11 protein-coding genes are annotated in these 23274 nt (G+C 61.5%); 4 read left to right on the top strand and 7 right to left on the bottom strand.

Going from position 1 to position 23274, the window contains the following annotated elements:
* Window positions 1–137: 137 nt before the first annotated feature.
* The 5 genes from GTU76_RS08265 to GTU76_RS08285 all read right to left on the bottom strand — a co-directional run bounded on the left by GTU76_RS08265 (window position 138) and on the right by GTU76_RS08285 (window position 4613).
* Window positions 138–362: an MbtH family protein gene (locus GTU76_RS08265; protein WP_016985437.1), complete on the bottom strand. Its 225-nt coding sequence runs from the start codon at window positions 360–362 to the stop codon at window positions 138–140.
* Between the two features lie 83 nt (window positions 363–445).
* The gene (locus GTU76_RS08270; protein WP_180698412.1) at window positions 446–1858 is read right to left on the bottom strand and encodes an aspartate aminotransferase family protein; all 1413 of its coding nucleotides are present in this window, start codon (window positions 1856–1858) and stop codon (window positions 446–448) included.
* A 142-nt stretch (window positions 1859–2000) separates the two neighbouring features.
* On the bottom strand, window positions 2001–2486 hold the full coding sequence (locus tag GTU76_RS08275; RefSeq protein ID WP_180698413.1) for a GNAT family N-acetyltransferase: 486 nt from the start codon (window positions 2484–2486) through the stop codon (window positions 2001–2003).
* A gap of 124 nt (window positions 2487–2610) precedes the next feature.
* A complete protein-coding gene (locus GTU76_RS08280; RefSeq protein WP_180698414.1) occupies window positions 2611–3933 on the bottom strand; it encodes an ATP-binding protein in 1323 nt (440 codons plus the stop codon).
* Window positions 3933–4613: a response regulator gene (locus tag GTU76_RS08285; RefSeq protein WP_175553648.1), complete on the bottom strand. Its 681-nt coding sequence runs from the start codon at window positions 4611–4613 to the stop codon at window positions 3933–3935. The genes GTU76_RS08280 and GTU76_RS08285 overlap by 1 nt, the downstream gene beginning before the upstream one ends.
* Before the next feature lie 238 nt (window positions 4614–4851).
* Here GTU76_RS08285 and GTU76_RS08290 point away from each other — a divergent pair, with 238 nt between their 5' ends.
* From GTU76_RS08290 to dsbG, 4 genes are all read left to right on the top strand, one after another.
* Window positions 4852–5544 (top strand): hypothetical protein, encoded by a 693-nt coding sequence (locus tag GTU76_RS08290; RefSeq protein WP_016985442.1) that lies wholly within the window; start codon window positions 4852–4854, stop codon window positions 5542–5544.
* A 97-nt stretch (window positions 5545–5641) separates the two neighbouring features.
* Window positions 5642–7375 (top strand): protein-disulfide reductase DsbD, encoded by a 1734-nt coding sequence (dsbD, locus tag GTU76_RS08295; protein ID WP_180698415.1) that lies wholly within the window; start codon window positions 5642–5644, stop codon window positions 7373–7375.
* Entirely contained in the window at window positions 7375–8256 is an 882-nt protein-coding gene (locus tag GTU76_RS08300; RefSeq protein WP_175553645.1) for a TlpA disulfide reductase family protein, read from the top strand. The genes dsbD and GTU76_RS08300 overlap by 1 nt, the downstream gene beginning before the upstream one ends.
* Entirely contained in the window at window positions 8232–9002 is a 771-nt protein-coding gene (dsbG, locus tag GTU76_RS08305) for a thiol:disulfide interchange protein DsbG (protein ID WP_016985445.1), read from the top strand. Before GTU76_RS08300 ends, dsbG begins: the two co-directional genes overlap by 25 nt.
* 108 nt (window positions 9003–9110) lie before the next feature.
* On the opposite strand, the gene GTU76_RS08310 is transcribed toward dsbG, so the two are convergent.
* Both GTU76_RS08310 and GTU76_RS08315 read right to left on the bottom strand, forming a co-directional pair.
* A complete protein-coding gene (locus tag GTU76_RS08310; RefSeq protein WP_016985446.1) occupies window positions 9111–9926 on the bottom strand; it encodes an alpha/beta fold hydrolase in 816 nt (271 codons plus the stop codon).
* Window positions 9927–10123: 197 nt separating this feature from the next.
* On the bottom strand, window positions 10124–23122 hold the full coding sequence (locus tag GTU76_RS08315; RefSeq protein ID WP_180698416.1) for a non-ribosomal peptide synthetase: 12999 nt from the start codon (window positions 23120–23122) through the stop codon (window positions 10124–10126).
* Window positions 23123–23274: the final 152 nt, after the last annotated feature.

Below are 23274 nucleotides of genomic sequence, written 5' to 3' on the forward strand. Positions count from 1 at the left end.
GCTCCTACATTTGGAATGCGTTCTCCCTGTAGGAGTGAGCCTGCTCGCGATGAGGCCAGACCAGCCAACACAAATCCAGGGCAAGAAAAAACCCGCTGACTGTTTCCAGTCCAGCGGGTTTTTTCTTGCCCGGCCGCTTACTGCGCGGCGGCCTGCCCTTCCATCTTCTGGCGCAGGCTCAGCGGACGCATGTCAGTCCAGACTTCTTCGATGTAGGCCAGGCATTCCTTTTTCAGGCCGCTCTTGCCCACGGTGCGCCAGCCTTGCGGCACGGCTTTGTAATCCGGCCAGATCGAGTATTGCTCTTCGTGGTTGACCACGACCTGAAAGAGGATGTCCTCGCGGTCGAATACTGACGTCATGCTGGTTCTCCATCGTTGTAAGGGTGGGCTGCACGCGGGGTGCAGCCGGGTATGTAGAAAGAACGTTCGGCGCGGCGAAAAATTTACAGCGACGCAGTGGCAGCGGCCAAAGCTCGACCAAAGATTTCCGCGACACGGTCGATTTCGGCAGCGGTAATCACCAGCGGCGGCAGGAAACGCACTACCGCACCATGGCGACCGCCCAGTTCCAGAATCAACCCACGCTTGAGGCATTCGCGCTGTACCAGCGGCGCCAGTCGCGCAAACGCCGGTGGATGACCGAGCGCATCCGGTGTGCCGTTCGGCTCGACCAGTTCGACGCCGAGCATCAGGCCACGACCGCGAATATCACCCAGTTGCGGGAAGTCGCGTTGCAGGATGCGCAGGTGCTCGCTGAGGCGTTCACCCATGGCAGCAGCGTGCTCGCAGACCTTGTGCTCAACCAGATAACGCATCACCGCAGAACCGGCAGCCATGGCCATCTGATTGCCACGGAAGGTGCCGGCGTGCGCACCCGGTTGCCAGGTGTCGAGCCAGTCGCGATAGACCACCACGGCCAACGGCAGGCTGCCGCCGATGGCTTTGGACAACACCACCACATCCGGGGTGATGTCGGCGTGTTCAAAGGCAAACATTTTGCCGGTACGGGCGAAACCGCTCTGGATCTCGTCGACGATCAGCGCCACACCGGCCTTCTCGGTGATCCGGCGCAAGCCGCGCAGCCACTCGATATCCGCCGGAATCACGCCGCCCTCACCCTGCACCGCTTCGACGATCACCGCAGCGGGCAGTTGCACGCCGGCCTCGGGGTCGTTGAGGAGGTTTTCCAGGTAACTCAGGTTGGCCTTCACGCCTGCTGCGCCACCGAGGCCGAACGGGCAACGGTAGTCATACGGGAACGGCATGAACTGCACGCCATTGCTGAGCAAGGCGCCCAACGGCTTTTTCGGCCCCAGGCTGCCCATCAGACTCAGCGCGCCCTGGCTCATGCCGTGATAACCACCGGAGAACGACAGCACGGTGCTACGCCCGGTCGCCGTGCGTACCAGCTTCAGCGCCGCTTCCACGGCATCGGTGCCGGTCGGCCCGCAGAACTGGATTTTCGCTTCAGCCGCGAGGGCGGAAGGCAGCAGGCCAAACAGATCCTGGACAAACTGATCCTTGACCGGCGTGGTCAGGTCGAGGGTGTGCAGCGGCAATTCATCGGCCAGCACCTGCTGGATCGCTTCGATCACCACTGGGTGGTTATGCCCCAGCGCCAGCGTGCCGGCACCGGCCAGACAGTCGATGAAGGTGCGCCCTTCGACGTCTTCGACATACAAGCCTTTGGCGCGCTTCAGGGCCAGCGGAATGCGCCGTGGATAGCTGCGCGCGTTGGATTCCTGTTGAGCCTGACGGGCCAGCAATGGCGATTCATTGAACTGGTACAACGTTTCGGCCGGCGCCGAAGTAACCCGGGCCGACGACTCTTCGATAAGGCTGGTGGCGACTGACATCTCTCGACCCCTCAATTGGCTATGGATAGTGACCAAAACAGCACACCGGACAGGTGCGCATTCCGATCACGGGGCGCACTTGCAGGTTTTCCTGTTCTGGAAACGCTTAAGGGGCCCGAGGATTTAGCCCGTGATCGAGTTGTCAGCCCGGCAATGCCAACGGCTTGTGCATGGGCAGGGTTTGCAAGCCTTGGTATTCGAAGGGCGGCGCAGACTCGCGATAACCCAGACGCCGATAAAAAGCGCGGCCGGTGCGCGTGCTGTTGAGGTCAGCGTGAAGCACTCCGCGAACCCGCAACCAGCCTTCCAGATCCTGCATCAGCGCCCGCCCGACGCCGCGCCGAAAGGATTCCGGCTGCACGTAACACAACGAAATGTCGCCACCGGCCTGGGCCATGCCGACACCGACCGGTTTTTCCTCAAGCAAAGCGAGACACAGGTAGAACAACGGGTCGGCGAGCCGCACACTGATGAAGTCGGCCGATTGCTGGCCGATCCATGTGCTGACGAGTGGCGGATCGTTACGGTGGTCGAGCGCACAACCGATACGGATAGAACGCTCGATGATGCGGCTGATGATGCCGGCGTCGGCCAGTTTGGCCGGACGAATGCAGATGAGTGCTTCCATGGCGCAGTTCCCTCAATCCATTGAGTCAAAGCTGCGTCGACCTTACCCCCACCCCAGCCGGATAGCGAACGTCTAGAAGTTACATTTGATGTGTCTGGCAGCTCCTACACAGGCTGTGCTGGAATCAGACAGGCTGCAACGGCATGGTCAGCTCGACCCGCAAGCCATCCGGGCGGCTGTCGAAATGCAGGGCGCAGTCGCAACGCTGAACGATCGCCTGGACAATCGCCAGGCCGAGGCCGCAACCGGTGCTCTGGCCGTTGCGCCAGAAGCGTTGGGTCAGGTGTTGCAAGTCATCCGGCGCAATCCCCGGCCCGTGGTCGCGCACGACAAAACGTACACGGTTGCCAATGGTTTCCAGACTCAGCTCAACCGCACAGTCCTCGGGGGTATGACGCAGGGCGTTGTCGAGCAGATTGCGCAGCGCCGCAATCGACAGCACGGCCGGCATCTGTAGCGGAGCAGCAGAAAGCTCAGCCGGCAGTTGCAGTTTGATGCGCAGGCGCTCGCCTCCCGTGGCGTCCTGAATCGCCAGGCGTGCCACCTGCTCGGCGCTGCATTGCGAACCGTCATCGAACGACAGACTGCCCTCGACCCGCGCCAGCAATAGCAATTGCTCGAGGGTGCGATGCAAGCGATCGGCCCCCTCCTCGGCCCGCGCCAGCGACTGATCGCGGGCGCTGCCATCGGTCATGCGCGCGACTTGCAGGTGGGTCTTGATCGCCGTCAGCGGACTGCGCAGTTCATGGGCCGCGTCACCGGTCAAACGGCGCTCACGCTCAATGGTCTTGCCGATGCGCTGGAACAATTGGTTCTGTGTTTCGAGCAGCGGCTTCAATTCGCTGGGAAAGGTCTGGATCTGCAGCGGTTCGAGTGAGTCGGCATTGCGCCGCATCAGCGCCTCACGCAGACGGTTGAGCGGCGCCAGCCCCTGGCCGATGCCCAGCCACAACAGGCACAGGCAGCCGAGCAACGCCACGCCCACCGGCACCGAGGCCGCCAGCAGAATCGACATGTTCAGCGCCTCGCGCTCGATCTGCCGGTCGGCCGTGGTGATGCGCACATCGCCCCGGGCGAGGGTGAAGCTGCGCCACGGTGCACCGTCGATCATCTGGTCATGGAAGCCCATTTTCTCGGCTTCCAGCGCCTGTTCGGGATTGTTGTGGCTGCGCGCAAGAATTTCCCCGCGCAACGAGCTGACCTGACAGGCCATGCCACCGGGGATATTCAGTTGTTCGGCACTGAAATGGGTGCCCTCGCCTTTGCTCGGCAAAGTCGGCAACTGTTCCAGCAGCCCGGCGACCATGCGCGCCGAGGCTACCAGCCGCTGGTCGAGGGAAAACATCATCTGATTGCGCAAGTCACTGAGCATCCAGGCCGCCGCCAGCGCCCAGATCAGCGCAAACGCAGCGCCGAGGGTCAGGCTCAGGCGCAGTCGCAGGCTCATCACTTGTCTTGCTCTCCAGCATCGGCCGGGCCGAGGCGATAGCCCAGACCGCGCACGGTTTCGACGATGCCTTTGCCCAGTTTGCTGCGCAGATGATGGATGTGCACGTTCAGCGCGTTGCTTTCCAGTTCATCGTTGAAGCCGTAGACGCTGTCTTTCAACTGCTCGGTGGACAGCACCCGGCCACGATTGTGCAGCAGCGCCTGCAACAGCGATTGTTCACGCCGCGACAAGTCAACCGGTTTGCCGGCCAACCTGGTTTCGCGGCTGCTCGGGTCGTACGTCAGTGCGCCGTGCTCGATCAGGTTGACGCTGCGCCCGGCCACCCGGCGCAACAGGGTTTGCAGACGGGCAAACAGTTCACGCAGATCGAACGGTTTGAGCAGGTAATCGTCGGCCCCGGCCTGCAAGCCATCGACACGGTCGGTCACCGAGTCGCGCGCGGTCAGGATCAGCACCGGAATCTCCAGGCCGCTCTGCCGCAGTTGTTGCAGCAACTTGAGGCCATCTTCGTCGGGCAAGCCGAGATCGAGCACCATCACGTCGAATTCGGCAACTTTGAGCATCGCCCGCGCTTTCGACGCGGTGTTGACGTGCTCGACGGTCAAACCTTGAGCCGTAAGACCGGCAACGATGCCGCTGGCGATCAGCTCATCGTCTTCGCAAACCAGTACGTGCATGGGTGCTCCATGGATAAAAAAGGCGAGTGAAGCAGGCGAGGATTAAGCGGCAATTATGACCGTCACCGGTGTTTACGCAAAGCCGGGCAAAAACATCGGGGCGCCACCTGACGCTGGGACTCACTCTGCGCTGAAACTTTCCCACTAATAAAGAAACACATTCTCCCTATGTAATAACCCTTCGATCATTTAGTTTTCGACCGGTAAACACCAACAACTTTAAAGGGACTTAATAAACATGCCTAACCTAACAAACTTCGTCGCGATCGATTGGCGTTCCGGCCCTGATCGTATTTATTTCTTCTTCAAGGACAGCAACACCTATTCCCGATTCGATATCGGTGACAATAAGGTATCCGCCAACTATCCGGCATTGGTCGGCGGTAACTGGGACAGCTTTGGCCCCCATGCCAAAGACTTGCGTTTCGGACTGACAACCACTTCATTCGGCTGGAACACCTCGTCCGATGAAGATATTGCCTGGTTGTTCTTCTATCAGGGAACCACACCCGTGGTGTGTAAATACAACCAGGACGAGGACAAGGTCGATGCCTTCTATAAAGTTGCCGATTCGATCTGGAAGCCGATACTGCCCTACTTCGACAAGATCATCGCCGGTACCTGGTTCCAACTGACCGGTCAGCCGTTTCTGTTCAGATTTATTCTGAACGACGGACACTATCTATCGTTTAACTACAAGGCAAAGACCCTGACTTACAAATCCTTCGGAGATTATCAACTTGGGGCGCTGAAACCGTACAAGGACCGCATCATCACGGCAGCGCAAAATGACCGGACTTTCGCCGACAGCTACTGGTACATTTTCCTGACCGACAACCAATACCTGACTTACAACATTCAGTCCGACCGTCTGGTCTCCGGCCCGCAAACCATCAATGACCAGAACTGGCCAGGACTGCTGCGCGGCTGATTGGCCGAAACCGGAGGGCCTTGTAGGATAGGGTTAATTATCGGTTAATCGCCGCCGCCCATTCTGCACCTCACTTGCACAGGGACAAGGCTCCTCCATGCGTCATTTTTTTCTCTTTTTTGCTCTGCTGATTTCCAGCCTGGCCCAGGCTGGAAACAATCCGTTTGAGACAAAACCGGAGTTTCTGCCGGTCGACCAGGCATTCGTGCTCACCTCGGAACGCCTGGAATCCGGTGAAACCCAGCTGTTCTGGCAAATAACCGACGGCTATTACCTGTATCAGAAACGCTTGAAATTCGATGGACTGAGCGCGCAGCAGCAGCCCGCGCTGCCTGAAGGCGAATCCCACAGCGACGAGTTCTTCGGTGAACAACCGGTCTATCGCCAGGGGCTGGAAGTGAAAATCCCGGCAACCGCCACAGGCCAGATCAAGGTCAGCTATCAGGGCTGTGCCGACGCGGGGCTGTGCTATCCGCCGCAAACCCGGGTGATTGACCTGGGCGGCAAGGCCGCGGTGGCCGCAGGTGCAGAAGCACCCGATCAGGCCTTGGCCAGCAGCCTGCAACAACGGGCGCTGGGCTGGAGCCTGCTGGTGTTTTTCGGCCTCGGACTGTTGCTGGCCTTCACCCCATGCACATTGCCGATGCTGCCGATTCTGGCCGGTATGGTGGTCGGCAGTGGTGCCACCCCGCGTCGCGGTTTTGCGCTGGCCGGCAGTTATGTGATCTGCATGGCGCTGGTGTATGCGGCGATGGGCGTGATTGCCGCGCTGCTCGGCGCAAACCTGCAGGCGTGGTTGCAGAATCCGTGGCTGCTCGGCACGTTTGCCGCGATCTTCGTGGTGCTGGCCTTGCCGATGTTCGGCTTCTTTGAACTGCAACTGCCGGTGGCCATGCGCGACCGCCTCGAACACGCCTCGCGCAGTCGCAGCGGTGGCAGCCTGATCGGTGCCGGGGTGCTCGGTGCCTTGTCCGGTTTGTTGGTCGGACCTTGCATGACCGCGCCGCTGGCGGGGGCGTTGCTGTATATCGCACAGAGCGGCAACGCACTGCACGGCGGCTTGATTCTGTTCTCGCTGGGCATCGGCATCGGTGTGCCGTTGTTGTTGCTGGTGACCGTGGGCAATCGCTTCCTGCCCAAACCCGGCGCCTGGATGAACCTGCTCAAAGGCGTGTTCGGTTTCCTCTTCCTTGCCACCGCGCTGTTGATGTTGCGTCCGGTGCTGGAGGCTTCGTTGTGGCTGGGTCTGTGCGGTGCATTGCTGTTGATCGCCGCATTCTGCGCCTGGAAACAGTCCGAAGGTTTTGGCCGCGTTGCCCAATTGTTCGGCGCAACCTCGCTGTTGCTCGGGTTGTGGGGCAGTTTGCTGGTGATTGGTGCGGCGGGCGGCAGCGATGATCCGTATCAGCCGTTGCAGGTCTACAGTGCCGGCCGCGCCAGTGCGGCGGCGCCATCGGCGCATGACGCATTCGTCACGATCAAGGAACCGGCGGCACTGCAAAGTGAACTCGATGCCGCCAAAGCCAAGGGTCAGTGGGTACTGCTCGACTATTACGCCGACTGGTGTGTGTCGTGCAAGGTCATGGAGAAACAGGTATTCGGCAAAGACAAGGTCATGCAGGCGTTGAGCGACGTGCGCCTGCTGCGCCTCGATGTCACTGCCGACAATGCCGCCAGCCGTGAATTGCTCAGCCGCTACAAGGTGCCGGGGCCACCGAGCTTCGTCTGGATCGGCACGGATGGCGAAGAACGCCGCAGCCAGCGCATCACCGGCGAAGTCGATGCCGATACGTTTCTGCAACGCTGGGCTACCACCCGGGAAGCCAATTAATGCTGACTTTGACCCTCGGCACCTTTGCCATTGCGCTTAATCACCTGCTGCTGATCAGTGCCCTGGCGCTGGCGACCTTTGTCGGCTGGCGGGTGGCCAAGCGTGGCGGCGATAACCCCGAGTCGGCCTTGTTCAGCCTGTTTCTGCTGGGCATGCTCGCAGCGCGAGTTGCCTTTGTGCTGCTGTACTGGTCGCACTATCGCAATGATCCGTGGCAGATCATCGATTTGCGTGATGGCGGTTTCCTCGCCTGGCCGGGTGTGATTGTGTTGCTGCTGGTGGCGCTGTATCGCGGCTGGCGCCGTCCGGGCTTGCGCCGCCCGCTGGGGTTTGGGGTGGCCAGCGGTGTAGCGTTCTGGCTGTTGGCGACGCTGTCGTTGAACATCTATGAACAAGGCACCCGATTGCCGGACATCTCCCTGCGCAATGCCGCCGGAGAAACCATCCAGCTCAGCGACTATCAGGGTGGCCCGCTAGTGATCAATCTGTGGGCGACCTGGTGTCCACCGTGCCGACGCGAGATGCCGGTGCTGGAAAACGCCCAGCAGCAACGACCCGACCTGACCTTCCTGTTCGTCAATCAGGCCGAAAGCATGCAAAGCGTGGCGACATTTCTCGAAACCCAGGGCCTGAGCCTCAACAACGTGCTGTTCGACCGCAGCGGTCGGCTAGGTCAGGCCGTGGGTTCCATGGCATTGCCGACTACGCTGTTCTATAGCCCTGACGGTCGACTGCTGAGCAGTCACTTAGGCGAACTATCGAACGCCAGCCTGGCGCGCGCGCTGGAAAACTTCGCCACCCCGACCCCGAATTCGAACCCGGCCACTGCACCGGCCACCTCTGCAAGGAAACTGCCATGCCCCGCCTCCGCCACCTGCTGACGCTGACTCTGGGCACCGCCCTGCTGCACTTGCCGTTGGTGCAGGCCGCTGAAGAGTTGCCTGCGGCGATCAAACAGATCGAAGCCAAAGGCGCGAAAATCGTCGGCCAGTTCGACGCCCCTGATGGCTTGCGCGGTTATGCGGCGCAGTATCAGAACCGCGGCATGGCGCTGTACCTGACCCCGGATGGCAAACACGTGTTGCTCGGTAATCTGTACGACGCTGACGGCAAGGATCTGAGCAGCGAGCCACTGCAAAAACTGGTTTACGCGCCGATGGCCAAGGAAACCTGGGCCAAGTTCGAGGCGAGCAACTGGATTCAGGACGGCAACAAGGATGCACCGCGCACCGTGTACCTGTTCAGCGATCCGAACTGTCCTTACTGCAACATGTTCTGGGAACAGGCGCGACCATGGGTCAAGGCCGGCAAGGTGCAACTGCGCCACATCATGGTCGGCATTATTCGTGAAGACAGTCCGGGTAAATCGGCCGCGTTGCTGGCTGCGAAGGATCCGGCCAAGGCGCTGGAAGATCACGAAAAGGCTGGCAAGGGCAGCTCGCTCAAAGCCTTGAAAGATATTCCGGTGGCCGTGCAGAGCAAACTGGCGGCGAACATGCAGTTGATGGAAGACCTCGATTTGCAGGCGACGCCGGCAATCTTCTATATGGATGACAAGGGTGAACTGCAGCAGCAGCAAGGCGCGCCTTCGCCGGACAAGTTGGTGAAGATTCTCGGGCCTAAGTAGCTTCGGATTCTTTATTGCCTGAACCGGCCTCTTCGCGAGCAAGCTCGCTCCCACAGGGATCATGTTGACTGTGGGAGCGAGCCTGCTCGCGAAGAACGGACACCCGGTTTAACGGTTGCGCTCGCTGAGGAAGGTAAACAGCACCTCGGTGACAAACTGCGGATTCTCCAGATTGGAGATATGCCCCGCCTCCGGCACCAAGACCCACGGGCAGCCGATCAACTCAGCCATTTCCTGCGCTTCCGACGGTGGTCGTGGTTTGTCCTGATCGCCGCACAGCACCAGCGTGGTCGGCGCATTCAATTCACCCAGCCGTGGCAACAAGTCATCGCGACCAAAGGTGATACGCCCCATCGGTACGATGCTTTCGCGTAAACGATCGGACGAGTACGCCGCCAGTTTCGCGCGAAAATCCTGATACAGCGCCGACTGCGGATCAATGCCAGGACGGAAGAAGATCGGCACGACGATATCCAGTAATTGCTCGGAAATTTCGCCGGTTTCTTCGATCTGTTTAAACAGCGAGAAGTAGTACTGACGAGTCGGCTCAGGCTCGACACCAACATACGTGTCCATCAGCACCAGACCGTTGAGCCGTTGCGGTGCCGACAACGCCAGGCGCACGCCCCACATGCCGCCAACCGACAGCCCGACGAGGGTGACCTGATCGATGTCCAGATGATCGAGCAGGGCCTGCGCCTGACGGGCGATGTCGTCCAGTGAAGTCGTGCCTTCAGGCAACTTCCCCGACTCACCGTGCCCCCACAGGTCCAGTGCAATCACCCGATAGTGCGGCGATAACGCGGCAATCTGTGGCGCCCACATGGCGTGATCCCACAGGTAGCTGCCAGCCAGCAACACCGCCGGGCCTGTGCCTTGATCAATGTAATGCAGCGCTTGTCCGTCCACCGTGAAAAAAGGCATCGACCACCCCCGCGACAAAAAAGAGAACCGGCAGACTGAGCTGCCGGTTGCTGGTCGTCAACCTTGGAAATGATGCGGTTTGTGTGATGCTGATGCCGCCTTCGCGAGCAAGCTCGCTCCCACATTGGTTCTGCGTACACAGGACCAAATGTGGGAGCGAGCTTGCTCGCGAAGAGGCCAGTGCAGGCACTAAAGAATCAAAGGCCCTCCAACTCCGCCATCAGATCATTCAGGCGATCGACCTTCTCCTCGGTGATATCACTCGCCGCCAATCCATCAATGTACTCGGCCAGTTCCTCCACCGTGCTGCACTCGAACATCGCTCGCAGCGGCACATCACGTTGCAAGGATTTCTGCACCCGCGAGGCGATCTGCGTGGCCAGCAACGAATGCCCGCCCAGTTCGAAGAAGTTATCGCGCACACCGACCTGCTCGACCTTCAGCACCTCGGCCCAAATGTCCGCCAGCGTCTGCTCAAGATCATTGCGCGGCGCCAGATAATCCTGACTCTGCAACTGGCCGATCTCCAGCGCCGGCAAGGCTTTGCGGTCGAGTTTGCCGTTGGCATTCAGCGGCAACTGATCGAGCCACAACCAGTGCAGCGGCACCATGTATTCCGGCAGTTCGGCGCGCAGGCGCTGCTTGATCCGCTCCAGTCGTTCACTCGGGCTCAGCGCGCTATCAGCAGCCACCAGATAACCGACCAAGTGTTTACCGTTGACGCCTTCCTGCACACCCACCGCGCCATCGCGCACTTCCGGCTGTTCATGCAGGCGCGCTTCGATCTCACCCAACTCGATGCGATAACCGCGAATCTTCACCTGATGGTCGACGCGGCCAACGTACTCCAGCACACCGTCGCTGCGGCGCCGCGCCAGATCGCCGGTGCGGTACAGACGCTCGCCCGGCGCACCGAACGGGTTCGGCACAAACACTGGCGCGGTGCGCAGCGGATCGCTGACATAACCGCGACCGACGCCGGTCCCCGCCACACACAACTCACCCACCGCGCCCAAGGGCACCAGGTCCAGCGCGCCGTCGACCAGATACAGCAAGTTGTTGTCGGTCGGCGTGCCGATCGGCAAGTAACTGCCGCGCGTCGACGCCATGTCGACGCGGAAGAACGCCACGTCGTCAGAGCATTCCGCCGGGCCGTAAGCGTTGACCAGACCGATGTCCGGGTAACGCAGCAGCCACTGGTGCGCCAGCTCCGGTGGCATCGCTTCACCGGTCGGCAGCATCCAGCGCAGGCCATCCAGACTCAGACGATCCGAGGCGAGCATGCCCTGAATCAGCGACGGCACGCTCTCCAGCACGGTGATGCCCTGCGCTTGCACATGCACCAGCAACCCTTGCGGATCGTGGGCGATGGTGTTCGGCACGATGTCCACGCGCGCGCCGAACAACGGTGCGGCAAGGAACTGCCAGACCGAAATATCGAAGCTTTGCGAAGCGGTCTGCGCAATCACATCGGCGTCACTCAGATTCAGGTAAGGCACCTTGCTCAACTGATTGTTGAGCATGCCGCGCTGCTCGACCATCACGCCTTTCGGCAGGCCGGTCGAACCCGAGGTGTAGATCACGTAGGCGAGGTTGTCCGGGCCGCTGTAAATGCCCAGGTTCTGCGCCGAAGTCGCTGCCGCCTGAATCTCCTCCCACACCAGCAAGCGCGGGCGATTGGCGCAGCTGAATTCATCCAGCAAGGTCTGCGCCTGTTCAAAGCATGTTTTAGAGCAGACCAGCACCGGCGTGCGACTCAGCTCGATGATGCGCTGCAGACGCTGGCTCGGCAGGCCCGGATCCAGTGGCAGGTAACCCGCGCCAGCCTTGAAGCTGCCGATGATCATGCCCAGCAGATCGAGATTACGCTCGGCGAGCAGCGCCACCGGTTGATCCATCTGCACACCCGCAGCGACCAGTGCATGGCCGAGTCGGTTGGCGTTGTGGTTCAGTTCGGCATAGCTCTGCTGCTGGTCAAGGCATGTAGCGGCGATGCGCTGCGGATGCGCGGCAACTTGAGCTTCGAACAGCGCAACGTAGCTCTGCTCCAGCGGATAATCGTGGGCACTCTGGTTGCAACCGTGCAGCAGGAAGTCCTGTTCCTCGGCGCCCAACAGCGGCAGATCGGCCATGTCGCCATGGAAGCCATCGACCAGCGCCAACAGCAAACGCTTGAACTCGCCGAGCATGCGCTCGATGGTCGATTCGTCGAAATAGCGCTGGTCATACGACAGGTGCAGACCGAGGTCATCGCCCGGGTAGCACACCGCCGTCAGCGGGAAGTTGGTGTGCGTACGGCCCGAGTCCGAGGTTGCGTTCAGGCTCTGCGCGCGATCGAGCACCGAGACTTCCACCGGGGCGTTTTCGAAGACGAACAGGCTGTCGAACAGCGGCTGGCCCTTCGGCAATTCGCTCTGTTCCTGAATGTTCACCAGCGGCAGGTATTCGTACTCGCGCAACTGCATGTTGCTGTCGAGCAAAGCACTGAGCCACTGACGCACACTGCTGCGCTGATCGTCCTCAGGCATTTTCACTCGCAGCGCAATACTGTTGATGAACAGGCCGACCGTGCGTTGCATTTCCGGCATATCCACCGGACGCCCGGCCACGGTCACGCCGAACAGCACGTCACGATCGCCGCTCATGCGCCGCAGCACCAAAGCCCACGCCGCTTGAGCGAAGGTGTTGATGGTCAATTGATGGGCCTGCGCCAGTTCACGCAGACGCGCGCCGTCCTCGACATTGAGGCGGGTGTAGCGGTCGCCGACGATCATCCCGCCGCTTTCGCCAGCATGTTCACGCAGGAACGGACGATCGCTCGGGATCGGCGTAGTGCGCTCGAAGCCTTGCAGGTTCTGCTGCCACCACTGCCGCGCTTCGGCCAGACTCTGGCGTTGCAGCCAACCGATGTAATCGCGATAACGAGGCGGCACGGCGAGTTGCGCTTCACGACCCTCGCCCATCGCAGTGTAGATCTCGAAGAAGTCGTTCATCAGCAACGAACGGCACCAGGCATCGATGAGGATGTGGTGGTTGCTCATCATGAACCAGTAACGCGCCGCACCGACCTTGATCAGACGCAGGTGGAACGGTGCCTGATTGAGCAGATCGAACCCGGCCTCGCGCTCGTTTTTCAGCAGCGCTTGCAGCTTTGGTTCCTGCTCGGTTTCGGCAATGGCGCTCCAGTCCAGATACTCGATCGGCGTGCGACCCGGGGTGTGAATCACTTGCAGCATATCTTCGCCGACGTTCCAGCAGAACGACGCGCGCAGCGCTTCGTGGCGAGCAATCACCGCTTGCCAGGCCTGGGCGAAACGCTCAGCGTCGAGTTCGCTGTTGATGCGGTAGCGATCCTGCATGTAGTACAGACCGGTGCCCGGTTCGAGCAAGGTGTGCAGCAACATGCCTTCCTGCATCGGCGTCAGCGGGTAGACGTCCTCGATGTGCGCGGCTGGCACTGGCAAAGCATCGAGTTGCGCCTGAGTCAGCCTGGCCAGCGGGAAGTCCGACGGCGTCAGGCCACCGGCCTCGTCTTGCAGGCAATGGGCGATCAGGCTTTGCAGTTCACCGAGGTAGGCATCGGCCAGATCGTTGATGGTCTGCGTCTCGTAACGCTCGGCGCTGAAGGTCCAGCGCAGCAGCAGCTCACCGCCGTAAACCTGGCTGTCGACGCTCAACTCGTTCGGCAATGGCGCCTGCGGATCGTGGGCGGCTCCGACCGACTCATCCAGCGGACGGAACAGCGCATCGCTGCCGAAGCTCTGGTCGAACTGGCCGAGGTAGTTAAAGGTCACCGGCGCCTGCGGCAGCGCGGCCATGCTGCGCTGACTGAGGTCATCAGCCAGATAACGCAACACGCCATAACCCAGACCTTTATGCGGCACGGCGCGCAGTTGTTCTTTGATCGCCTTGATCGAGGCGCCCTGCCCGGCGGCCTCTTCGATGTTGTGCGGGGTCAGACGCAGCGGGTAAGCGCTGGTGAACCAGCCGACGGTGCGGGTCAGGTCGATCTCGTCGAACAGGGTTTCGCGGCCGTGGCCTTCCAGTTGAACCAGCGCCGACGGTTGCCCGCTCCAGAGACACAGCACACGGGCCAGTGCGGTCAGCAGCAGATCGTTGACCTGCGTGCGGTAAGCCGCCGGAGCCCGTTGCAGCAACTGTTGGGTGTGCTCGGCATCGAGGCGCACGCTGACGGTTTGCGCGTGACGATTCTGCTGGCCGCCCTGCGGATTTTCGCAAGGCAAATCGGCGTTCTGACCGGCCAGTTGAGTCTGCCACCAGTCGAGTTCTTCGCGCAGGGATTCACTGCCGGCGTAAGCTTGCAAACGCGCGGCCCAGTCTTTGAAGGCGCTGGTTTTCGCCGGCAGTTTCACCGCTTGTTCGGCGTCGAGTTGGCGATACACCGTTTGCAGATCGTCGAGCAGAACGCGCCACGACACGCCGTCGACGACCAAGTGATGGATGGCGATAAACAGGCGTTGTTGACCTTCAGGGCCATCGACCAGCACGGCGCGAAGCAGCGGGCCGTTTTCCAGATCAAGACTGCGTTGGGCATCAGCGAACAACGCTTCGCACTTGTCCATCGAGGTGACGCGTACTTGCCAGAGAACAGCGGCATCGGACACCGGTTGGTGCGCCGCTTGCCACTCGCCATTGACCTCACTGAAGCGCAGACGCAAGGCGTCATGCTGCTCGACCACCGCCAGCAGCGCCTGCTCCAGACGCTGCGGTTCGAGGGTCACGGTCGGCTCCAGCAACAACGCCTGATTCCAGTGCTGACGTTCAGGGATTTCGGTATCGAAGAACCAATGCTGAATCGGCGTCAGGCGCGATTCGCCGACCACCAGACCTTGCTCGGCCGTCACTTGTTCGGTGCGGCTGGCCACAGCGGCCAGGGTCTGCACGGTCTGATGCTGGAACAGATCACGCGGGCTGAAATGAATACCTTGCTGGCGTGCACGGCTGACCACTTGGATCGACAGAATCGAGTCACCGCCGAGTTCGAAGAAGTTGTCGTTGAGGCCGACCTGTTCGACGTTGAGCACCTCGCACCAGATCTGCGCCAGGGTCTGCTCCAGCTCGTTGCTCGGCGCGACGTAGTCCTGACGACTCAACTCAGGATCCGGCGCCGGCAGCGCACGACGATCGAGTTTGCCGTTGGCGGTCAGCGGCATGCTCGCCAGCAGAATCAGGTGGGTCGGCACCATGTAATCCGGCAGTTGTGCTTTGAGATGCGACTTCAGCGCGTCGCGCAGTGCGGCCTGTTTGGATTCACTTTGCTCAGCCACTTCGGTGACCAGATAGCCCACCAGTTGTTTGCCGCTCGGCGCATCGAGGGCGAGCACCACGGCTTCGCGGATCGAGTCGTGATCAAGCAGGCGCGTTTCGATTTCGCCCAGTTCGATGCGGAAACCACGGATTTTCACCTGATGGTCGATCCGGCCCAGGTATTCCACCAAACCGTCGGCACGCTGGCGCACCAGGTCGCCGGTGCGGTACATGCGCCCGCCATCGGTGGCGAACGGGTCAGCGACAAAGCGCTCAGCCGTAATGCCCGGACGGTCGTGATAGGCCTGGGCCAGACCGGCGCCGCCGACGAACAACTCACCGGTCGCGCCTTGCGGCACCAGCGCCAGATCGGCGTCGAGAATGTACGCCACGCGCGCACCGATCACGCTACCGATCGGCACACTGCCAGCGCCCTCTTCCAGCACTTCCGGCGCCAGACTGGCCAGCGGCATGACCACGGTTTCGGTCGGGCCGTAGGCGTTGAAGAACATCGCCGGTTTGAACGCCGCGCGAATCCGTTGCAGATGCTCGCCGGTCAGCGCTTCGCCACCGGTGATGATCATCCGCACCGGCAAAATTTCGTTTTGCGTCGAGAGGAACTGCGCCAACTGGCTGCCGTAGCTCGGGGTGAAACCGAGCACGTTGATTTTATGCGTGCGGATCAAGCCGCAGATTTCTTCCGCGTCCCACTGACCTTGCGCACGCAACACCACCTGCGCGCCGCTGAGCAGCGGTACCAGCAGACGCTCGGTCGCGGCATCGAAGTTGATCGAATAGAAGTGCAGTTCGCAGTCATCCGGGCGCATGCCGAAACGCTCGATCACGGCTTGGCAGTGCATGGCGATTTCGCCGTGGGAGACCACCACGCCTTTCGGCTTGCCGGTCGAGCCCGAGGTGTAAATCAGGTAGGCCTGATGCTGCGGCAGGCTGATAAATGGCAGCTCGCTGGCCGGGTAAGCGGCGAGTGCCGCGCTGTCATCTTCCAGGCTCCAACGCGCCACGCTTGGCGGTAGATCGCCGAGGGCTTTGAACATGGCGCGATCACTGAGCAGCAGGCCGATGCGGCTGTCTTCGATCATGTAATGCAGACGGTCGAGCGGGTATTCCGGGTCCAGCGGCACGTACGCGCCACCGGCCTTGAGAATCGCCAGCAGGCCGATGACCATTTCCAGCGAACGCTCCAGCGCCAGACCGACCCGCACTTGCGGGCCGACACCACGCTCTCGCAGGGCCCAGGCCAGACGATTGGCGCGGGCATCGAGATCGGCGTAGCTCAGGGTCTGCCCGGCGAAGGTCAGGGCTGGCGCGTCTTTGCGCGCCAGCGCCTGTTCGGCGAACAGGTGATGAATGCACTGGTCGAGACGATGCTCGCCCGGCTCGATGCCAAGGCTGTCGAGCAGCTGCTGTTGCTCCGGTTGATCGAGCAGCGGCAATTCGCTGAGACGCTGTTGCGGATCGGCGATCAGCGCTTCAAGCAGATTGCGCCAATGTTTGGCCATGCGCGCGATGGTCGGCTCATCGAACAGATCAGTGCTGTAGGTCAGGCAGCAACCGAGGCGATGATCGAGGTCGGTGACTTCCAGGTTGAGGTCGAATTTGGTCGCCCGCGCATCGTTGGCCAGGTACTCGACGGTCATACCGGCAAGCATGCGGCTCTGCTGGAATTCCCAGCGCTGCACATTGCACATCACTTGGAACAGCGGGTTGTACGCAGCGCTGCGCGGCGGTTGCAAGGCTTCGACCAGATGATCGAACGGCAGATCCTGATGCGACTGGCCTTCGATCACGGTGTGACGCACCTGCTCGAACAATTCGCCGACCGACATCATGCCGTCGAGTTGGCAACGCAGAACCTGGGTGTTGAGGAAGGCACCGATCAGCCCTTCGCTTTCCGGACGTATACGGTTGGCCACTGGTGCGCCGATGCGCAGATCGGTCTGGCCGCTGTAGCGGTAAAGCAGTGTAGCGAGCGCGGCGGTCATGGTCATGAACAGGGTCAGACCGTTTTGCGCATTGAACGCACGAACGCGCGCGGCGAGGTCATCGCTCAGGTCGAAGCGGAACAGTTCGCCCTGATGGCTTTGCACTGGCGGACGCGGACGATCGCCGGGCAATTCCAGCAGCGGATGTTCACGGCCGAGTTGCGCAGTCCAGTAATCGAGTTGGCGCTGACGCTCACCGGATTCCAGCCAGTTGCGCTGCCAGACGCTGTAGTCGAGGTATTGCACCGGCAGCGGCTCAAGCGGCGAATCGCGGTCGTCGACAAACGCTTCGTACAACGCACTGAGTTCGCGGGCGAAGATGTCCATCGCCCAGCCTTCGGTGACGATGTGGTGCAAGGTCAGCACGAAGTAATGCTCGTGCTCGGCAGTTTTCACAAGGCAGGCGCGTAACAGCGGGCCGGTTTCCAGATCGAACGGCAGATGCGCTTCTTCATCGGCCAGTTGCTGAACCTTTTGCTCGCGCACATCGGCGGCAAGTTTTGAGAAATCCTTCCAGCCCATGCGCACGCCGGTTTCGGCATGCACCTGCTGACGGGCAACGCCGTCGACGCTTGGGAACGTGGTGCGCAGGGTTTCATGGCGCAGGATCAGCGCTTGCAGTGCGGCCTCGAAACGCTCGACGTGCAGGACACCACGCAGGCGCGCCATGCCGCCGACGTTGTACGCCGGGCTGTCTGGCTCCATCTGCCAGAGGAACCACATGCGCTGTTGCGAGTAGGACAACGGCACTGGTTGGCTGCGATCAACCTTGTCGATTGGCGGCTGTTTGTTGGTCCGGCCGCTGACCTGGATCAAGCGGATTTGCTCGGCGAAATCTCCGAGTTCGCTGTGTTCGAACAAGGCGCGCAACGGCAGTTCGACGTCACAGGCCTGACGGCTGCGCGAGATGATTTGCGTGGCCAGCAACGAGTGGCCGCCGAGGGCGAAGAAGTCATCGCGCAGGCCGACCTGGCTCAGGCCAAGTACTTCGCGCCAGATCGCGGCAATCTGTTGTTCCAGTTCGGTGACCGGTTCGACGTGTTCACGCACTTGCCATTGCGGTTCGGGCAAGGCGCGGCGGTCGAGTTTGCCGCTGGGGCTGAGGGGCATTGCGTCGAGACGCATCAGTTGCGCCGGGACCATGTATTCGGGCAGCTCGGCGGCCAGAGCAGTTTTCAGGCGAGTGATTTGCCCGTCGTGATCTTCGTTGATATCGGTCGCGGTGAAGTAGCCGATCAGCTGCGCGCCGGCAGCGGTTTCGCGCACCAGCACCACGGCTTGGGCGACGCCGTCCTGGGCGAGCAGACGTGCTTGGATTTCTTCCGGTTCGACGCGGAAACCACGCAGCTTGACCTGTTGATCGAGGCGGCCGAGGTATTCGATCACGCCGTCGGATGTCCAACGGGCGCGGTCACCGGTGCGATACAACCGCGCGCCCTGCTCGCCCAATGGATCGACCACAAAGCGTTCAGCGGTCAACGATGGACGGCCGAGGTAACCACGGGCCAGACCAACGCCGCTGATGCACAGCTCACCCGGCACACCGGCCGGCACTGGATTCAGCTCGGCATCGAGCACGCGGCAAATCACGTTGCCCAGCGGCCGGCCAATCGGTGAGCGCTCGCCATCGGCAGTGGTGCAATGCCAATGGGTGACGTTGATCGCGGTTTCGGTCGGGCCATAACGGTTGTGCAACTGCACCACTGGCAGTTGCGCGATTACGCGATTGCGCAGTTCGGCCGGCAGCGCTTCACCGCCGGAGAACACGCGGCGCAGGCTGGTGCATTCGGCGCTCAGCGGTTCGTCGATGAACAGCGAAAGCAGCGGCGGCACAAAGTGCAGCGTGGTCACGCCATATTCCTGAACCAGTTGCGCGATGCGATGCGGATCGCGGTGTTCACCGGGACCGGCGATCAGCAGACGAGCACCAGTGATCAACGGCCAGAAGCATTCCCACACCGACACGTCGAAACTGATCGGGGCCTTTTGCATCAGCACATCGGTTTCATTGAGAGCGTATGCGTCCTGCATCCATTGCAGACGTTCAGCCAGTGCCGCGTGGGTGTTGCCGACGCCTTTCGGTTGGCCGGTGGAGCCCGAGGTGTAAATCACGTAAGCGAGGTTGTCGCCGTGCAAGTGCAGGCCTGGTGCCTGGCTCGGCCAGTTTTCCAGGTGCAAGGCGTCCATGGCGATCACGCTGACGCCGTCGCTGGCCGGCAAGCGCTCGAGCAACTCAGTTTGCGTCAGGAGCAATTCGACGCCGCTGTCGCTGAGCATGTAGGCCAGCCGATCGGCCGGGTAATCCGGGTCCAGCGGCACATAAGCGCCGCCGGCCTTGATGATCGCCAGCAGGCCGATCAACAGTTGTGGCGAACGCTCGGCGGCGATGGCCACGCAGACATCCGGGCCGACGCCTTTATCGCGCAGATAATGGGCGAGGCGGTTGGCCTGGGTGTGCAGTTCGGCGAAGTCGAGACTGCCGCCGTTCCACACCAGAGCGGTGCGTTCCGGGGTCTGCCGCGCCTGTTCGTTGAGCAGTTCAGGCAGCCATTGTTGCGCCGGGGTGCAGGGGGCTACGCCCCAGTCTTTTTGCTGAGCCTGCTCAGTGGTGGTCAGCAATTGCAGATCGCCAATGGCTTGCTCCGGACGTTCACAGACTTCGCGCAACAGGTTGCTGAAGTGCTCGGCCAGACGTTCGATGGTCGCCACTCCGAACAGTTCGCTGGCGTAGTCGAATGACAAGGTCAACCGACCATTCCGATCTTCTTCGCTGTGCAATTGCAAATCGAACTTGGCTTCGCGGCTGTGCCACGGCAGTTCTTCGGCGAGCAGACCCGGCAGACGCTTGAGCGCACTCAGATCGCGCTGCTGATGGTTGAACATGACCTGGAACAGGCCTTGTTCACGGGCCTGCGGGAAGGCTTCGAGGAGTTGTTCGAAGGGCAGATCCTGATTCGCCTGGGCACCGAGTGCGGCTTGGCGAGTCTGGGCTAACAGCTCAACAAACGGCAGACGCGAATCGATCTGCGCGCGCAGTACTTGGGTGTTGATGAAGAAGCCGATCAGACCCTGGGTTTCCAGGCGTGGACGGTTGGCATTCGGCACGCCGATGCGGATGTCGCGCTGACCGCTGTAGCGATGCAGCAGGCTCTGGAATGCCGAGAGCAGCAGCATGAACGGTGTCGACTCGTGAGCCTGAGCCGTGTTGCGGATCGCATCGCTGAGGCTGACGCCCAGTCGCACGGTATGGCGCGCGGCGCTATGCGTTTGCTTGGCGGATCGTGGGTAATCGGTGGCCAGTTCCAGTGATGGATGTTCGTCGCCCAACTGCGCTTTCCAGTACGCCAGTTGCCGCTCGCCCTCGCCTTGCGCCAGCCATTGGCGCTGCCAGCTACCGTAGTCGGCGTACTGGGTTGGCAGCGGCGCAAGGGTCGCGGTCGCGCCTTGCGTAGCGGCGGCGTAAAGGCGCGAGAACTCGTCGATCAACACGTTCAGCGACCAGCCGTCGGCGATGATGTGGTGCAGGGTCACCAGCAGTTGATGATCTTCGTCGTCGAGACGCACCAGCGTCACCCACAGCAGCGGGCCTTTTTCCAGGTCGAACTGACTGCGTGCTTCGTCTTCGCGGATTTGCTGCGCGCGGGCTTCACGCTCATGGGCCGGCAGATCGCTGATGTCGATCAGTTGCAGATTGAATTCGGCGGCGGCAGCGACTTGTTGCAGAGCCACGCCGTCGCGTTCGAAGAAGCGTGTGCGCAGGGATTCGTGGCGCTCGATCAATTGCTGGAAGCTGGCGCGCAAGGCGTCTTCGTCCAGTTCGCCGCGTAAACGCAGGGCACCGGGAATGTTGTAGGCGCTGCTCTGTGGGTCGAGTTGCCAGGTGATCCACAAACGGTTTTGTGCCAGCGATTGCGGCACCGGCTCGCTGCGCGACAGTGCGGTGATTGCCCCTTGAGCGCTACCGCCGTCCTGCTGTTGTTGCGCGACAGCAGCGGCGAACGCGGCCAGCGTCGGCGCTTCGAAGAGCAGGCGCAGGTTCAGCTCAAGCGCGAGTTCTCCGCGGACGCGGGCGATAACTTGCGTGGCGGCGATCGAGTTGCCGCCAAGCAGGAAGAAATGATCGTCGGCATTGACCTGTTTGAGGTTGAGTTGCTCGGCCCAGATTTTGCCGATCAAGGCTTCGAGTTCGGAGGCGCTGGTGGTCGACTCTTGGCTTTCAGACGCCGTCGAAGGGAACACCGCGTAGCTGTCGAGACTGCCATCGGCCAGACGATTGCGGCAGGCCGAGCGCTGCAATTTGCCGCTGGAGGTTTTCGGCAGCGCACCCGGATTGAGCAGCACCACCACGCTTGGTGCCTCCTGATACGCCTCGGCTACCGCTTGGCGAATGGCTTTGATCAAGGCTTCCGGGGGGAGGATTTTCTGCACGCTGCGGCTGATTTCCGCTGCAATGCCGATGCCCTCTTCGCCATTTTGGCTGACGGCAAATGCGGCGACGCGGCCCTTGCGCACCACTTCCACTTCGTTCTCGACGGTCTTCTCGATGTCCTGCGGATACAGGTTGTGGCCACGTACGATCAGCATGTCTTTCAGGCGACCGGTGATGAATAGCTCACCGTTGCGCATGAAGCCGAGGTCACCGGTGCGCAACCAGGTACGGCCGGCGTGCTGGACAAAAGTCTTGGCGCTGGCTTCGGGGTTGCGCCAGTAACCGTGAGCGATACTTGGGCCGGCAGCCCAGACTTCACCGACGGCGTTGTCGGCCAGTTCTGCGAGGGAGTTTGGTTCGACGATCAGCACCGCATGCTCGGGTTGGCTGATGCCGCAACTCATGATCGGGCTGCCTTCGCCCGGCTCCGCGCGATTTTGCGCCAACGCCTGATCGTCGACGCGCAGCGCAGGAATCCCGGTGCCGCGCGGGGTGCCGGCGACGAACAGTGTGGCTTCGGCCAGACCGTACGAGGCCATGAAATTGTCTGCACTGAAACCGCACGCGGTGAACTTCTCGGCGAAGCGTTCAAGGGTGTCCAGACGGATCGGTTCGGAGCCGGAGTACGCCACGCGCCAACGGCTCAGATCGAGACGTTCGAGGGCCGACTCACTGACCCGTTCGCTGCACAAGCGATAAGCGAAGTCCGGCCCGCCGCTGATGGTGCCGCCGTATTCGCTGATCGCTTCGAGCCAGCGCAATGGTCGGCCGAGGAAATACGCCGGCGACATCAGGATGCACGGCACGCCGCTGAAGATCGGTTGCAGCAGACCACCGATCAAACCCATGTCGTGATACAGCGGCAGCCAGCTGACGATGACGTCGTCCGGATTCACGTCGATGCCGAAACCATGACGGATCAACAGTTCGTTGGCGACCAGATTGCCGTGGCTGACCTGCACGCCTTTGGGCAGTGCGGTGGAACCGGAGGTGTATTGCAGGAAGGCGATGTGGTCTTGCGGCAGGCTCGTTTCGACCCAGTTTTCGGCTTGAGCGCTGTCGAGCATGTCGACGCACAACAGTGGCGGCGCGCCTTCGATCTGTTGCAAGGCGTCGCGCAGGTCAGCACTGGTCAAAAGCAGACGCGGCTCGGCGTCAGCGATGATCGACAGCAAACGCTCCTGGTGATGCCGACGCGCCGACTCCGGCGGATAGGCCGGTACCGCGATCACGCCGGCGTACAGGCAACCAAAAAACGCCGCGACATAGTCCGGGCCACTGGGAAACAGCAATACCGCGCGATCACCGAATTCAGCCTCAGCCTGCAACGCGGCAGCAATCGTTCGCGCGTGCTGATCCAGTTCGCGATAACTGAGTACCACAGCCTGCTCTTCGTTCTCGGCGAGAAAACGCAAGGCCAGTTGATCCGGCGTCAGAGCCGCGCGGCGCTGGAGGGCTTGGACCAGGGTGCTGGGGAGTTCGAACGCGTGGGTCATGAGGTTTCCTGCCTGAATTCGGCTTGCTAATGGAATCGGGTTGCTGCGTCACACCCTTCGAAGGGCATGCAGGGCGCGGTCTATGCCGACCGCGCAAGGCATCGGAATGCTGTCTGGCCGGGGATATGCACCCGGAACCATTCACCAATGAG

This window comes from Pseudomonas crudilactis, from assembly GCF_013433315.1.
Lineage (GTDB): Bacteria > Pseudomonadota > Gammaproteobacteria > Pseudomonadales > Pseudomonadaceae > Aquipseudomonas > Aquipseudomonas crudilactis.